11 protein-coding genes are annotated in these 14,408 nt (G+C 77.0%); 6 read left to right on the top strand and 5 right to left on the bottom strand.

Annotated elements, in window-relative coordinates; genetic code table 11:
* The first annotated feature begins 215 nt into the window (after window positions 1–215).
* Genes ACLJTM_RS26260 through ACLJTM_RS26250 form a run of 3 tightly spaced genes read left to right on the top strand, consistent with a single transcriptional unit; the run spans window position 216 to window position 4,323 of the window.
* Complete coding sequence (locus ACLJTM_RS26260) at window positions 216–2,342, top strand: putative cobaltochelatase (RefSeq protein ID WP_411106180.1); 2,127 nt, start codon at window positions 216–218, stop codon at window positions 2,340–2,342.
* Entirely contained in the window at window positions 2,342–2,941 is a 600-nt protein-coding gene (gene cobO, locus ACLJTM_RS26255) for a cob(I)yrinic acid a,c-diamide adenosyltransferase (protein WP_411106179.1), read from the top strand. Before ACLJTM_RS26260 ends, cobO begins: the two co-directional genes overlap by 1 nt.
* A complete protein-coding gene (locus ACLJTM_RS26250) occupies window positions 2,935–4,323 on the top strand; it encodes a cobyrinate a,c-diamide synthase (protein ID WP_411106178.1) in 1,389 nt (462 codons plus the stop codon). Before cobO ends, ACLJTM_RS26250 begins: the two co-directional genes overlap by 7 nt.
* A 2-nt stretch (window positions 4,324–4,325) precedes the next feature.
* On the opposite strand, the gene ACLJTM_RS26245 is transcribed toward ACLJTM_RS26250, so the two are convergent.
* Complete coding sequence (locus ACLJTM_RS26245) at window positions 4,326–5,051, bottom strand: ZIP family metal transporter (protein WP_411106177.1); 726 nt, start codon at window positions 5,049–5,051, stop codon at window positions 4,326–4,328.
* A gap of 56 nt (window positions 5,052–5,107) precedes the next feature.
* Here ACLJTM_RS26245 and cobC point away from each other — a divergent pair, with 56 nt between their 5' ends.
* Window positions 5,108–6,583, top strand: a complete 1,476-nt coding sequence (gene cobC / locus ACLJTM_RS26240; protein WP_411106176.1) for an Rv2231c family pyridoxal phosphate-dependent protein CobC — start codon at window positions 5,108–5,110, stop codon at window positions 6,581–6,583.
* A 100-nt stretch (window positions 6,584–6,683) separates the two neighbouring features.
* On the top strand, window positions 6,684–7,916 hold the full coding sequence (locus tag ACLJTM_RS26235; protein WP_411106175.1) for a CapA family protein: 1,233 nt from the start codon (window positions 6,684–6,686) through the stop codon (window positions 7,914–7,916).
* A 39-nt stretch (window positions 7,917–7,955) separates the two neighbouring features.
* On the opposite strand, the gene ACLJTM_RS26230 is transcribed toward ACLJTM_RS26235, so the two are convergent.
* Entirely contained in the window at window positions 7,956–8,876 is a 921-nt protein-coding gene (locus ACLJTM_RS26230) for an SCO1860 family LAETG-anchored protein (protein WP_411106174.1), read from the bottom strand.
* A 351-nt stretch (window positions 8,877–9,227) separates the two neighbouring features.
* Window positions 9,228–10,367: an amidohydrolase family protein gene (locus tag ACLJTM_RS26225; RefSeq protein ID WP_411106173.1), complete on the bottom strand. Its 1,140-nt coding sequence runs from the start codon at window positions 10,365–10,367 to the stop codon at window positions 9,228–9,230.
* Window positions 10,368–10,431: 64 nt separating this feature from the next.
* Here ACLJTM_RS26225 and ACLJTM_RS26220 point away from each other — a divergent pair, with 64 nt between their 5' ends.
* On the top strand, window positions 10,432–11,523 hold the full coding sequence (locus ACLJTM_RS26220; protein ID WP_411106172.1) for an aminotransferase class V-fold PLP-dependent enzyme: 1,092 nt from the start codon (window positions 10,432–10,434) through the stop codon (window positions 11,521–11,523).
* A gap of 1,030 nt (window positions 11,524–12,553) precedes the next feature.
* On the opposite strand, the gene ACLJTM_RS26215 is transcribed toward ACLJTM_RS26220, so the two are convergent.
* Window positions 12,554–13,612 carry an aminotransferase class V-fold PLP-dependent enzyme gene (locus ACLJTM_RS26215; protein ID WP_411106171.1) on the bottom strand — a complete coding sequence of 353 codons (1,059 nt, stop codon included), beginning with the start codon at window positions 13,610–13,612 and terminating at the stop codon, window positions 12,554–12,556.
* 62 nt (window positions 13,613–13,674) lie between these two features.
* A complete protein-coding gene (locus ACLJTM_RS26210) occupies window positions 13,675–14,379 on the bottom strand; it encodes a DsbA family oxidoreductase (protein ID WP_411106170.1) in 705 nt (234 codons plus the stop codon).
* Between the last annotated feature and the right edge of the window lie 29 nt (window positions 14,380–14,408).

The following is a 14,408-nucleotide window of genomic DNA, read 5'->3' as shown; positions in this document are numbered from 1 at the left end:
CCGGTCCCGGCGCGCCGGGCAGGCGCGGCCCGGTCGGACGGCCGGTCCGCGGGAGCGCGCCCCCGCCCGGGCGGGGAGCGCGGGGGCGGCCGGCGCGTGAGCGCGGCTTCCGCGGGAACACCCCCGCACGGGCGGGATGCACACGGCACTTTTTCCACAGTCGAACCGCGGAGGCGGGTGCGCCAGCACCCGCCCCTCGAAGGAGTGATCGGTTCATGAGCAGCACACCCTTCCCCTTCACCGCTGTCGTCGGCCAGGGCGACCTGCGGCTCGCGCTGCTGCTGAACGCCGTGAGCCCGGCGGTCGGCGGTGTGCTCGTGCGCGGCGAGAAGGGGACCGCGAAGTCCACCGCCGTGCGTGCGCTGTCGGCGCTGCTGCCGCAGGTGGACGTCGTCCCCGGCTGCCGCTTCTCCTGCGCCCCGGGCGCGCCGGACCCGGCCTGCCCGGACGGCCCGCACGAGGCCGGCCCCGGCACCGGGCGGCCGGCCCGGATGGTGGAGCTGCCGGTGGGCGCCTCCGAGGACCGCCTGGTCGGCGCCCTCGACATCGAACGGGCCCTGGCGGAGGGCGTGAAGTCCTTCGAGCCGGGCCTGCTGGCCGACGCCCACCGCGGGATCCTGTACGTCGACGAGGTCAACCTGCTCCACGACCACCTGGTCGACCTGCTCCTGGACGCCGCAGCGATGGGCTCCTCGTACGTCGAGCGCGAGGGCGTGTCGGTGCGCCACGCGGCCCGCTTCCTGCTCGTCGGGACGATGAACCCGGAGGAGGGCGAGCTGCGCCCGCAGCTCCTGGACCGGTTCGGGCTGACCGTGGAGGTCGCCGCCTCCCGCGAGCCCGCCCAGCGGGTCGAGGTGGTGCGCCGCCGGCTCGCCTACGAGGACGACCCGGCCGCCTTCGCGGGCCGCTGGGCCGAGGAGGAACGCGCCGTGCGGGCCCGGGTGGTGGCGGCGCGGGCGCTGCTGCCGCAGGTCCGGCTCGGGGACGGCGCGCTGCTGCAGATCGCGGCGGCCTGCGCGGGCTTCGAGGTCGACGGGATGCGGGCGGACATCGTGATGGCCCGGACGGCGACCGCACTGGCCGCCTGGGCCGGACGGACCGAGGTGGTCAAGGCGGACGTGCGGCAGGCCGCGCTGCTGGCGCTCCCCCACCGGCGGCGCCGCAACCCCTTCGACGCGCCGGGCCTGGACGAGGACCTCCTCGACCGCATCCTGGACGGCTTCCCCGACGAGGAGCCGGAGCCCGACCCGGACCCCCGGCCGGACCCGGAGCCGGAGGGCCCCGGCGACGGCGGCCCCGAGGGCGGCCCGCCGGAGGGCGGGCCCGGCGGCGGCCCCGGTGGGACTCCCCCGCAGCGGGACGGCGCCGACGCCCCCGAGGACGGGCGGCAGGCCGGACCGGAGGAGGCTCCGCAGGCTCCCGAGCCGCAGCCCTCCGCGCAGGGCGCGGGGGGCACCGGGCCCGAGCAGGCCGCCGTACGGGCCGCCGCGCCGTTCCGGACCAAGGTGCTGAGCGTGCCGGGCCTCGGCGAGGGCGCGGCCGGGCGGCGCTCGCGCGCCCGCACCGCGCACGGCCGCACCACCGGCGCCCAGCGCCCCCGCGGGCAGTTGACGAAGCTGCACCTGGCGGCCACCGTGCACGCGGCCGCCCCGCACCAGATGGTCCGCGGGCGCAGCGGGCGCGGCCTGGTCGTGCGCTCGGGCGACCTGCGGCAGGCGACCCGGGAGGGCCGCGAGGGCAACCTCGTGCTGTTCCTCGTGGACGCCTCCGGCTCCATGGCCGCCCGGCAGCGCATGAGCGCCGTCAAGGGGGCCGTGCTGTCCCTGCTGCTGGACGCCTACCAGCGCCGCGACAAGGTCGGTCTGGTCACCTTCCGGGGGGCCGGCGCCGAGCTGGCGCTGCCGCCCACCTCCTCCGTGGACGCGGCCGCGTCCCGGCTGGAGCAGCTGCCGACCGGCGGCCGCACCCCGCTGGCCGCCGGACTGCTGAAGGCCCGCGAGGTGCTGCGCGTCGAGCGGCTTCGGGACCCGAGCCGGCGCCCGCTGCTGGTGGTGGTCACCGACGGCCGGGCCACCTCGGCCGGGACCCTCGGCGGGGATCCGCGCGCCCTCTCGGCGCGCAGTGCCCGGCTGCTGGCCTCGGAGGGGGTCACCTCGGTGGTGGTGGACTGCGAGTCCGGGCCGGTCCGGCTGGGGCTGGCCGGGGTGCTCGCCGCCGACCTCGGCGGGCCTGCCGTCACGCTCGACGGGCTGCGGGCCGACTCGCTGGCCGGGCTCGTGAAGAACGTACGTACCTCAGTGACATCTCCCGCTCCGCTCAGCACCCCCAGGAGGGCCGCGTAATGCCGCAGGGACAGCCGTCCGTCGTTCCGGACGACGGACTCACGACGCGCCAGCGCCGCAACCGCCCGCTCGTCTTCGTCCACACCGGTCCCGGCAAGGGCAAGTCGACGGCGGCCTTCGGGCTGGCGCTGCGCGCCTGGAACCAGGGCTGGCCGATCGGGGTGTTCCAGTTCGTCAAGTCGGCGAAGTGGAAGGTCGGCGAGGAGAACGCGCTGAAGGTGCTCGGCGCCTCCGGCGAGGGCGGCAGCGTCGTCTGGCACAAGATGGGCGAGGGCTGGTCCTGGGTCCAGCGGGACGCCCAGCTCGACAACGAGCAGGCGGCCAAGGAGGGCTGGGAGCAGGTCAAGCGCGACCTGGCCGCCGAGACCCACCGGCTGTACGTGCTGGACGAGTTCGCGTACCCGATGCACTGGGGCTGGATCGACGTGGACGAGGTCGTCGAGGTGCTGCGCGAGCGCCCCGGCACCCAGCACGTGGTGATCACCGGGCGCAACGCTCCCGACAAACTGGTGGAGTTCGCGGACCTGGTCACCGAGATGACCAAGGTCAAGCACCCGATGGACGCCGGCCAGAAGGGCCAGAGGGGCATCGAGTGGTGACCTCGCTCACCCTGCCGCGGCTGGTCGTCGCCGCCCCGTCCTCCGGGAGCGGCAAGACCACCGTGGCCACGGGCCTGATGGCGGCCTTCGCGGAGCGCGGCCTCGCCGTGTCCCCGCACAAGGCCGGGCCCGACTACATCGACCCGGGCTACCACGCGCTGGCCACCGGCCGCCCGGGCCGCAACCTGGACGCCTTCATGTGCGGTCCGGAGCTGGTCGGCCCGCTCTTCGCGCACGGCGCGGCGGGCTGCGACCTGGCCGTGGTCGAGGGGGTGATGGGGCTCTACGACGGCGCCGCCGGGCGGGGCGAGCTCGCCTCGACCGCGCACGTCGCGAAGTTGCTGCGGGCTCCGGTGGTGCTGGTCGTCGACGCCTCCTCGCAGTCGCGTTCGGTGGCCGCGCTGGTGCACGGCTTCGCCTCCTTCGACCCGCAGGTGCGCCTCGGCGGCGTGATCTTGAACAAGGTGGGCTCCGACCGGCACGAGGCGATGCTGCGCGAGGCGCTGGAGGAGGCCGGGATGCCGGTGCTCGGCGTCCTGCGGCGGGCTCCGCAGGTCGCCGCGCCCTCACGGCACCTGGGTCTGGTCCCGGTCGCCGAGCGGCGGGCCGACGCCCTGGACGCCGTGGCGGCCCTGGCGGAGCAGGTCCGGGCCGGGTGCGACCTGGAGGCCCTGCTGGCGCTGGCCCGTACCGCTCCGCCGCTCGACTGTGCGCCGTGGTCGGCGCAGGCCGCCCTCGGCGGCCCCCGGGAGGCGCAGGGCCGGGCCGGGCGGTCCCGGCCGGTCGTCGCCGTCGCGGGCGGGGCCGCCTTCACGTTCTCGTACGCCGAGCACGCGGAGCTGCTGGCCGCGGCGGGCGCGCAGGTGGTCACCTTCGATCCGCTGCGCGACGAGGCCCTGCCGGAGGGCACCCGCGGACTGGTGATCGGCGGCGGGTTCCCCGAGGTGTACGCGCCCGAGCTGTCCGCGAACGACCCGCTGCGCAAGGCGGTCGCGGCGTTCGCCGCGGACGGCGGCCCGGTGGCCGCCGAGTGCGCCGGGCTGCTGTACCTGGCCCGCTCGCTGGACGGGAAGCCGATGTGCGGGGTCCTGGACGCCGAGGCGCGGATGTCGGAGCGGCTCACGCTGGGCTACCGCGAGGCGGTGGCGGTGTCGGACAGCGCGCTCGCGGTGGCCGGCACCCGGCTGCGCGGGCACGAGTTCCACCGGACGGTCGTCGAGCCGGCCGCCGGGGCCGCGCCGGCCTGGGGCTTCGTGCATCCGGAGCGGCGCGTGGAGGGCTTCGTACGGCAGGGCGTGCACGCGAGCTATCTGCACACGCACTGGGCGGCGGAGCCGTCGGTGGCCCGCCGGTTCGTGGAGACGGCGGCGGCCCGGCCGTGAGATCAGTCGGCGATGCCCACCACCAGCCAGATCCCGGCCACCCCGCCCACCGTGCACATCAGCGTGGACAGGGCCGGGTGTTCGTGGTGCGCCTCGGGGAGGATCTCGGCGGCGGCCAGGTAGAGCAGGACCCCGCCGAAGAAGCCCAGATACGCTCCGAGCGGTTCCTCCGGAAGGGTGAACAGCAGAGTGGACGCCGCGCCCACGACCGGGGCGAGCGCGTCCGCGAACAGCATCATCAGGGCCTTGCGGCGGGCATTGCCGTACAGGCTGGTCAGCGTGTACGTGTTGAACCCGTCGGCGAAGTCGTGGGTGATGACGGCCAGCGCCACGGCGACGCCCATGCCGCCGCCCACCTGGAAGGCCGCGCCCAGGGCCACGCCGTCGGCGAGGCTGTGGCCGACCATCGCGGCGGCCGCGGCCAGGCCGACCTGCGGGGCGCGGGCGCCGTCCTCGGCCCCGTGCGCGGCCTGGCGCACGGCGAGCATGCGTTCCGCCACGTGCGCGACGAGGAACCCGGACACGAACAGCAGCAGGGCCAGCGGGACCCCGAACACCTCGTCGCCCGCGGCGTGCAGGGCCTCGGGGAGCAGGTCGAGGCCGACGACGCCGAGCATCAGCCCGCCGGCCAGGCCCAGCACGAGGTGGCGGCGGTCGGTGACGCGCTGCGCCGTCCATCCGCCCGCCAGGGTCATCAGGAACGCGCCCAGCGCCACGATCACGGCCATGTGCCCCTGGATACCGACTCCGCGGCCCGCGTGCACGTCCGCGCGCGGGTGGCGGCATGCACAGTGTTGACGACCGGCCGGTGACGGTGACGACGGAGGGAGGACTCCCGGTGGGTGAGTACGGGACGCGGCTGGTGGTCGGGGTGGGCGGACGCGCGGGGGTTTCCGTGGCGGAGGTCTGCGCCCTGGTCGAGGAGACGCTGCAGGGCGCCGGGCTGGCCCCGGACTCGGTGACCGCCTTGGCGACGGTGGAGGCCAAGGCGGGCGAGGCCGGGATCATGGCAGCGGCGAAACGTTTCGGCGTGCCGTTGCTCAGCTATCCCGCGGCGGAACTGGCCGCGATCACGGTGCCGCACCCCTCCGAGGGCGTGCACGAGGCCGCCGGCACGGCCTCGGTGGCCGAGGCGGCCGCCCTGGCCGGGGGCGGGGAGCTGCTGGTGCCCAAGCGGCGCTCGCTCGCGGCGACCTGCGCGGTGGCCACGGTGGCCGCGCACGATCTGCGCCACCACGGGGACGCGGAGGTCGTGGACGCGGGCGCCGGCCTGGTCGACCTCGCGGTCAACGTACGGGCGGACACGCCCCCGGCCTGGCTCCGGCAGCGGATCGCGGACAGCCTGGCGGACCTGGCCGCCTACCCCGACGGGCGCGCCGCCCGGGCGGCGGTGGCCGCGCGGCACGGGCTGCCGGTCGGGCGGGTGCTGCTGACCGCCGGGGCCGCGGAGGCCTTCGTCCTGATCGCGCGGGCCCTGGGCGCCGTGCATCCGGTGGTGGTGCACCCGCAGTTCACCGAGCCCGAGGCGGCGCTGCGGGACGCGGGGCACCGGGTGGACCGGGTGGTGCTGCGGGCGGAGGACGGCTTCCGGCTGGACCCGGCGGCGGTGCCCGAGGAGGCGGACCTGGTGGTGGTCGGCAACCCGACCAACCCGACCTCCGTCCTGCACCCGGCGGCCGACCTCGCCGCGCTGGCCCGCCCTGGCCGCATCCTGGTGGTGGACGAGGCCTTCATGGACGCGGTACCGGGCGAACGGGAGGCGCTGGCCGGCCGCACCGACCTGCCGGGGCTGGTGGTCCTGCGGAGCCTGACGAAGACCTGGGGGCTGGCGGGGCTGCGGATCGGCTACGTGCTGGCCGAACCCGCGGTGATCGCGAAGCTGGCGGCGGCCCAGCCGCTGTGGCCGGTGTCGACCCCGGCGCTGGTGGCCGCCGAGGCCTGCGTGGCCCCGGCCGCGCTGGCCGAGGCGGAGCTGGCCGCCCGGCGGATCGCGCTGGACCGGGAGCACCTGCTGGCCGGGCTCGCGGAGTTCGAGGAGGTGCGGGTGGCGGGGACCGCGCAGGGCCCCTTCGTCCTGATCCAGGTCGCGGCCGCCGCCGAGGTGCGCACCCGGCTGCGCGCCCTGGGCTTCGCGGTCCGCCGCGGGGACACCTTCCCGGGCCTGGACCCCACCTGGCTGCGCCTGGCGGTGCGCGACCGCGGCACCACGGGCCGCCTCCTGCAGGCCCTGGACCACGCCCTCGCCCTCACCGCCCGGTAGGCGCCCGCCGGTTCGCCCGGACGGGCGCCTACGATGGCGGGTCGGCGGGGGCCCGCGGACGGCCCCCGCACACGGGCACGTCGTACCGGGGGTCGGGGAAATGAAGCCATCCGTCAGGACAGGCGCCGCAGTGGCCTCGGTGGCCCTGGTGGCCGGGGGGATCCTCGCCCTGCCGAAGCTGCTGGAGCACGGCGTCCCCGTCGCGGAGCAGCGGCTGGGCGCGAAGCCGGGGGCGGCGGGGACCGACCGGCCGGACGCGGCCGGGGCCGCGCCCGCCGGGAAGCCGTTCACCCTGGTGGCGACCGGGGACGTCATCCCGTACCCCTCGATCGTCCAGCAGGCCGCGCAGGACGCCGGGAAGGCCGGGGAGTACGACTTCAGGAAGATACTCGCGGGGGTCAAACCCCTGGTGTCCGCCGCCGACCTGGCGATATGCCACCACGAGATACCGTACGGGCGCCCCGGCGGCCCCTACACCGGCTATCCCGCCTTCAAGGCCCCCCACCAGCTGGCCGACGCCCTGCGCGACGCCGGGTACGACAGCTGCTCCACCGCCTCCAACCACACCCTCGACGACGGCTACGACGGCCTCGCCCGCACCCTCGACCACCTGGACCGGGTCGGTCTCGCGCACGTCGGGTCCGCCCGCAGCGCGCAGGAGGCGCAGGCACCCGCTCGGATGTCGGCGGGCGGCGCGCAGGTCGCCCAGCTCTCGTACACCTACGGGACCAACGGCATCCCGCTCCCCCCGGACAAGCCGTGGGCGGTGAACCTGGTCGACCGGGACCGGATCATCGCCGACGCCCGCGCCGCCCGGGCGGGCGGCGCGAACGTGGTGGTCCTCAGCATCCACTGGGGAACCGAGTGGCAGACCGCCCCGGACCAGCAGCAGCGCGAGCTGGCGCAGGCGCTGACCGCCTCCCGCTCGGCGGACGGGCTCCCCGACATCGACCTGGTCATCGGGACGCACAACCACGTGCCGCAGCCTTACGAGAAGGTCAACGGCACCTGGGTGGTCTTCGGCATGGGCGACCAGATCGCCAGCTTCGTCCCCGCCGACAAGCTGCGCGGCAACCAGTCCTCCGTCCCCCGCTTCACCTTCGCCCCGGCGGCTGCCCACCCGGGCCGCTGGGAGGTGGTGAAGGCCGAATACCTCACGCAGCAGTCGGAGACGGGGCCGCCCTTCCGCGTCGTCTGCGCGTCCTGCGCCGCCTCGGACGGCGCCCTCCCCCAGGCCCGGAGGTCCGCGTACGCCCGCATCGACCGGCAGGTCACCGAGGCCGTGATGTCCCGCGGGGCCGCTGCCCAGGGCCTGGTGCACGCGGACCGCTGACCGGCCGCCCCCGCCCCGGTGCGCAGGGGATGGCGGCGGCTACGCCTTGCTGCGCCGGGTCACGACCAGGGCGCCCGCGCCGATCCCGAGCAGGAGCAGGGCCCCGCCGGTGACGTAGGGGGTCAGCGAACCGCCGCCCGTCTCGGCCAGGTTGGCGGCCGCGGGGGCGCCCGCACCGGCCCCGCCGGGCGACCCGGCCACCGTCTGCGGTGCGACGCCCGGCTTCGCCGGCCCGCTGGGCGCCGGGCCCGACGGGGTTTCGCAGGTGGCCTCCGCGAGCACGACCTCGCCCTCGACCTGCGCCACGTTCAGGTTGAGCGGATTCAGCGACACCTTCAGCCGCAGGGCCGCCGCCGCGGCCGTGGTGGACGTGGTCTGCGTACCGGACAGCTCCAGGGTGACCTGGCCGACGCCCGGGACGTCGAGCCGGGTGGGACCGCCCGCCGACAGGGTGACCTTCTTGCCCAGCGCGGTCACCGTCCCCAGGACGTTCGAGGTGGCCACCGGCTTCTTGCCGGCCTCGCAGACGGCCTTGGAGGTGACCTTCTCCACCTCCACCAGGGAGAGCGCGGGCAGACCGGGCACGTGCACCCGGGCCTTGACCAGGTTGGCCTCCGCCTGGGCCCGGCTGCGGTCCGCGGTGGCCTTGGAGGTGGCCGCATCGGCTTTCAGGACGTGGACCGGCGTGCCGTTCTCGACCCCGTCCAGGGTGACGGTCAGCGCCGTCTTCTCGGCGGTCGCCGGTGCGCTGACCTCGTTGAGGGTGGTCTTCAGCGGGACGTGCACGGTCTTGTTGAGCAGGCCCACGTCCAGGCCGGTGCGCAGGACGACGGCGCCGGCCCTGCCCTCGCTGCCGGCGCCGCCGCCTCCCGTGGCGAAGGCGGGCGGAGCCGTGAGCAGGGCGACCGCCCCCGTGGCGAGCAGGGCGGCCGCGGGCATGCGGAAGGTGTTGCTGTTCAAGATGGTGGAACCCCCGGGGAGATGGGTGCCGTCGCCCCGCCGATGGGGGACATCGCGAGCGCCGACGGTCCGGACCCGGGAATCTTTACGCACTGAGAGTGAACGGGGGTCCACCCGGCGTGAGTTCACCCGTAAGGGTGGTTTCCATGCACATATTCGAATCACCGCGCCTCACGAGGAACGCGAGTTCCCTGCTGCCTCCGTCCGTCCCCGACACGGGCATGCACAACGACCGGCGGGCCCCGATGTCACCGTGGCGTCAACTCGGGCCAGGCCGAAGGGGTCCAGGCCGGCGGACCCGGGCCGGCGCCCTCCTGCCGTCCGCCGCCCGGCGGCCTCACGCGGGCGGCCTCAGGCCCGCACCACACCGTTCACGACGACGCGCAGCGGCTGCGCGAGCGTCCGCACGTCCGCCCGCGGGTCGCTGCCGTAGACCACCAGGTCGGCCGGGGCCCCCTCGGTGAGTCCCGGCCGGCCCAGCCAGGCGCGGGCCGCCCAGGTCGTCGCCGACAGGGCCTCCAGCGGGGGGAACCCGGCCTTCACCAGCTCCGCGACCTCGGCGGCGACCAGGCCGTGCGGCAGGGAACCGCCCGCGTCGGTGCCCACGTACACGGCGATGCCCGCGTCGCGGGCCGCGCGGACGGTGTCGTGGCGCCGCTCGTGGAGCCGACGCATGTGGGCGGACCAGCGCGGGAACTTCGCCTCCCCGCCCGCCGCCATCTTCGGGAACGTCGCGATGTTCACCAGGGTCGGGACGATCGCGACCCCGCGCTCCGCGAAGAGCGGGATGGTGTCCTCGGTGAGGCCGGTGGCGTGCTCGATGCAGTCGATGCCCGCTTCGACCAGGTCGCGCAGCGAGTCCTCCGCGAAGCAGTGCGCGGTGACCCGGGCGCCCAGGCGGTGCGCCTCGGCGATGGCGGCCTCCACCTCGGTGCGCGGCCAGCAGGGGGCGAGGTCGCCGATCCTGCGGTCGATCCAGTCCCCGACGAGCTTCACCCAGCCGTCGCCGCGCACGGCCTCGCGGGCCACGTGGGCGACCAGTTCGGCGGGCTCGATCTCGTGGGCGTAGTTGCGGATGTAGCGGCGGGTCCGGGCGATGTGCCGGCCCGCCCGGATGATCTTCGGCAGGTCGTCGCGCCCGTCGATCCAGCGGGTGTCGGAGGGGGATCCCGCATCGCGGATCAGCAGGGTGCCGGCGTCGCGGTCGGCGAGGGCCTGCCGTTCGGCCGTCCCGGCGTCGACCGGTCCGTGCGCGTCCAGCCCCACGTGGCAGTGCGCGTCGACCAGGCCGGGCAGCACCCAGCCCGCCACCGTGGTGATGTCCCGGGCGCCCGGCGGGCGCGCGTAGGAGATCCGGCCCCCGACCACCCAGAGCTCGTCGCGGACCTCGTCGGGCCCGACCAGCACCCGCCCCTTCACGTGCAGTACGCCGCGCCCGCCGGCCGGGCCGCCTGCGCCGGCCGCGCCGTTCCCGTCGCTCAGATCGCTCATGGCCGCACTGTACGGGCGTGCTCGGTAGGCTCTGCGGGTAGCCCCGGACGAAGAGAGCACCACCGTGACCCACCCCTTCCTTGACCTCCCGCCCCTCACCGCGGAGCGTTTCGCGTCGATCGAGCGGGGGGTGGCGGGCCTGCTGTCCACCCGCCAGGACGTGGTCATCACCCAGGGCGAGGCCCTGCTCCCGCTGGAGGGCTGCATCCGCTCGGGCGCACGGCCCGGTTCGACGGCCCTGAACGTGGTCACCGGGCCCTACGGGACCACGTTCGGCAACTGGCTGCGGGACTGCGGGGCGGCCGTGGTGGACCTCCAGGTCCCCTTCGACACGGCGGTGACGGCCGATCAGGTGGCCGGCGCCCTGGCCGCGCACCCGCAGATCGACTTCGTCTCGCTGGTCCACGCGGAGGCCGCCACCGGCAACACCAACCCGGTCGCCGCCATCGGCGACGTCGTACGGGAGCACGGCGCCCTGTTCATGCTGGACGCGGTGGCCTCGGTGGCGGCCGAGCCGCTGCTGCCGGACGCGTGGGGCGTGGACCTGTGCGTGATCGGCGCGCAGAAGGCGATGGGCGGCCCTGCCGGGGTGTCGGCGGTGTCGGTCTCCGCGCGCGCGTGGGAGCGGTTCGCCGCGAACCCGGCGGCTCCGCGGCGCTCCTACCTGTCCCTGCTGGACTGGAAGGAGCGCTGGATCGACGGCGGACGCACCACGCTGCTGCACGCCCCGGCGCAGCTGGAGATGCTCGCCCTGGAGGCCTGCCTGGACCGGATCGCCGCCGAGGGGCCGGCGTCGGTGCTGGCCCGCCACGCGGCCGCCGCGGCGGCGACCCGGGCGGGCGCGCAGGCGCTGGGCCTCGCCCCGTACGTGGGCCGGGTGGCGGAGGCCGCCCCGGTGGCCACCACCCTGCGCGTACCGAAGGCCTCGCTGGTCGCGGCCGAGGCGCTGGCCGCCGACCCGTCCGTGCCCCTGGCGGCCGGGGGCGGGGCGCTGGCCGGGGAGATGGTCCGGGTCAACCACTACGGCTCCGCGGCGGCCCTCGGCGTGGTCCAGGACTGCCTGCGGGCCCTGGCCGCGGCACTGGCCGTGCCCGCCGGAGAAACCGAGGCGGCCCTGGCCGCGGCGGAGTCCGCCTGGGCGGACACCCTGAGCTGACGGCGCCGCCCACGCCAACGCCCGCGCCCGGCGGCGCCCGGGCCTGGCGGCGCCCGGGCCTAGCGGCGTCCCGGCCCGGCGGCGCCCGGGCCGACCGGGCCGACCGGGGCGCCCGGGGCGACCGGGGCGATCGGCGGTGCCCTGGGCGGGGCGGATGGGCCGGCCGGCGGGCGCCCTGGCGAAGCGGGCTCAGCCGGCGAGCCGGGCCGTCCGGCGGGCGTCCGGGCCTGGCGGCGCCCGGGCCGACCGAGGCGCCCGGGCCGACGGAGACGCCCGGGCCCGGCGGCGTCCGGGCCGACCGAGGCGCCCGGGCGATCGGCGGTGCCCTGGGCGGGGCGGGTGGGTCGGGTGGCGGGCGCCCTGGCGGGGTGTGGTCAGCCGGCGAGCCGAGCCGACCGGCGGGCGCCCGGGCCCGGCGGCGTCCGGGCCGCCCGAGGCGCCCGAGGCGCCCGGGCCAGGCGGCGCCCGGGGCGGGGCGGACGGGCCGGCCGGCGGGCCCCCTGGCGGGGCGGGCTCAGCCGGCGAGCCGAGCCGACCAGCGGGCGCCCGAGCCCGGCGGCGCCCGGGCCGACCGAGGCGCCCGGGCGATCGGCGGTGCCCCGGGCGGGGCGGGTGGGTCGGGTGGCGGGGGGCGGGTTCAGCCGGCGAGCCGGGCCGTCCGGCGGGCGTCCGGGCCTGGCGGCGCCCGGGCCTAGCGGCGTCCCGGCCCGGCGGCGTCCGGGCCGACCGAGGCGCCCGGGGCGGGGCGGATGGGCCGGCGGCGGGCGCCCTGGCGGGGCGGGCTCAGCCGGCGAGCCGGGCCGTCCGGCGGGCGTCCGGGCCTCGCGGCGCCCGGGCCTAGCGGCGTCCCGGCCCGGCGGCGCCCGGGCCGACCGGGGCGCCCGGGGCGACCGAGGCCCCCGGGCCTGGCGGCGTCCGGGCCTGGCGGCGTCCGGGCCTGGCGGCGTCCGGGGCCGGCGGCGTCCGGGGCATCGGCGGTGCCCCGGGCGGGGCGGGTGGGTCGGGTGGCGGGCGCCCTGGCGGGGTGGGGTCAGCCGGCGAGGGCGTCCAGCAGGCGGTCGACGTCCGCCTCGGTGGTGTAGAGGTGGAACGAGGCCCGCAGGGCGCCGGCGCGGGCGGCCGTGGCGATCCCCGCCTCCAGCAGGGCGGGCTGGCGCCCCGCCAGACCCGGTACGGCGACGATCGGCGACCCACCGGGCACGGGCTCGTGGCCCAGGCGGGCCAGCCCCGCCCGGTAGCGGGCGGCGAGGGCGGTGCCGTGGGCGTGCACCGCCCCGATGCCGATCCGTTCCAGCAGGGCCAGCGAGGCCTCGGCCGCGTAGTACGGGAGGAAGGCCGGCGACTCGTCGAACCTCCTTGCCCCGCGCGCCAGTTGCACCATCGGCCCGTAGGTGGCCTCATGCGGCACCTCCGCGGCCACCCAGCCGGCGTGCAGCGGGGTCAGGCCTTCCTGGGCCTCCTCCGAGACGGTCAGGTAGGAGGCTCCGCGGGAGCCGAGGAGCCACTTGTACCCCGCGGCGACCGTGTAGTCGTAGGGCGAGGCGTCGAAGGGCAGCCAGCCCGCCGCCTGGGTCACGTCCACCAGCATCCGCGCCCCGTACCGGAGCGTCGCGGCGCGCACCGCGGCGAGGTCCGCGAGGCGTCCGTCGGCGGACTGTACGGCGCTCAGCGCGACCAGGGCGGTACCGGGTCCGACGCCCTCGGCCACGGCCTCCAGCGGGACGAAGCGGACCTTGAGGTCGCCGCGGACCACGAACGGGTTGATCACCGAGGCGAAATCCCCCTCAGGGCACAGGACTTCGGCGCCGGGGGGCAGGGCGGCCGCGACGAGCCCCACGTGCGTGGCCACCGCGGAGCCGAGGGCCACCCGCTGCACGTCCACCCCGACCAGCCGGGCGTAGGCCGCCCGGACCCGGTCCACGCGGTCGAAGTCGCCGTGCCCGGCGGGGACTCCGGCGCCGGCGGCCTCGGCCAGCTCCCGTACGGCCGCGACGGCGGAACGCGGCAGGAGCCCCGCCGTCGCGGTGTTGAGGTAGGTGGTGGCATGCGTGAACTCCGCACGGACCGCGTCGATGAGGGAGAGATCCATGCCGTCCACTCTGCTGCAGGAACGGCCCGCAGTCCACGGACCGCGGGCCGGACCCGGCTGGTTCAGGACTGCGGTACCGCGCACGCCCCGTCGCTCCCGCAGGCCCCGGCCGCCGACTGCTCCACGGGCTCGCGGCCGGCCCACGCCTGTTCCAGGGCCCGGGTGAACACCTCGGCGGGCTGGCCGCCGGAGATCCCGTAGCGGCGGTCGAGGACGAAGAACGGCACGGCGCGGGCCCCGAGCTCGGCGGCCTCCTGCTCGTCCGCCCGGACCTCGGCGGCATAGGCGGAGCCGTCGGCGAGGACGGTGCGGGCCTCCGCCTCGTCCAGGCCGGCCTCGACGGCGAGGGCGATCAGCACCTCGGGGTCGAAGACGGAGCGCTCCTCGCCGAAGTTGGCCCGGTAGGCGAGGTCGAGCAGGTGCTCCTGGCGGCCGCGGGCGGCCGCCAGGTGCAGCAGGCGGTGGATGTCGAAGGTGTTGCCGTGGTCGCGCCCCTCGGTGCGGTAGGGCAGCCCTTCGGCGCGGGCGCTGCCGGCGACGTGCTCCTCCATGCCGCGCGCCTCGTCGAGGGTGCGGCCGTACTTCGCCGCGAGCATCTCCACAACGGGCACCGGGGAGGTGCGGGGGGCGTCCGGGTCGAGCTCGAAGGACCGGAAGACGACCTCCACCTCGTCGCGGTGCGCGAACGCGGACAGGCCCTGGGTGAAACGGGCCTTGCCGATGTAGCACCACGGGCAGGCGATGTCGCTCCAGATCTCGACGCGCATGATCCTTCTTCTCTCCGGTTCCGGCGGAA

Source organism: Streptomyces sp. cmx-4-9 (genome assembly GCF_046548835.1).
In the GTDB taxonomy this organism is placed as follows: Bacteria; Actinomycetota; Actinomycetes; order Streptomycetales; family Streptomycetaceae; genus Streptomyces.
This window is presented reverse-complemented; position numbering and strand designations above follow the sequence as displayed.

What these genes read in the sequence shown, in the direction of transcription:
- ACLJTM_RS26260 (WP_411106180.1), top strand. Translation starts at nt 216, where the DNA reads ATGAGCAGCACACCCTTCCCCTTCACCGCTGTCGTCGGCCAGGGCGAC.
- cobO (WP_411106179.1), top strand. Translation starts at nt 2,342, where the DNA reads ATGCCGCAGGGACAGCCGTCCGTCGTTCCGGACGACGGACTCACGACG.
- ACLJTM_RS26245 (WP_411106177.1), bottom strand. Translation starts at nt 5,051, where the DNA reads ATGGCCGTGATCGTGGCGCTGGGCGCGTTCCTGATGACCCTGGCGGGC.
- cobC (WP_411106176.1), top strand. Translation starts at nt 5,108, where the DNA reads ATGCACAGTGTTGACGACCGGCCGGTGACGGTGACGACGGAGGGAGGA.
- ACLJTM_RS26235 (WP_411106175.1), top strand. Translation starts at nt 6,684, where the DNA reads ATGAAGCCATCCGTCAGGACAGGCGCCGCAGTGGCCTCGGTGGCCCTG.
- ACLJTM_RS26225 (WP_411106173.1), bottom strand. Translation starts at nt 10,367, where the DNA reads ATGAGCGATCTGAGCGACGGGAACGGCGCGGCCGGCGCAGGCGGCCCG.
- ACLJTM_RS26215 (WP_411106171.1), bottom strand. Translation starts at nt 13,612, where the DNA reads ATGGATCTCTCCCTCATCGACGCGGTCCGTGCGGAGTTCACGCATGCC.
- ACLJTM_RS26210 (WP_411106170.1), bottom strand. Translation starts at nt 14,379, where the DNA reads ATGCGCGTCGAGATCTGGAGCGACATCGCCTGCCCGTGGTGCTACATC.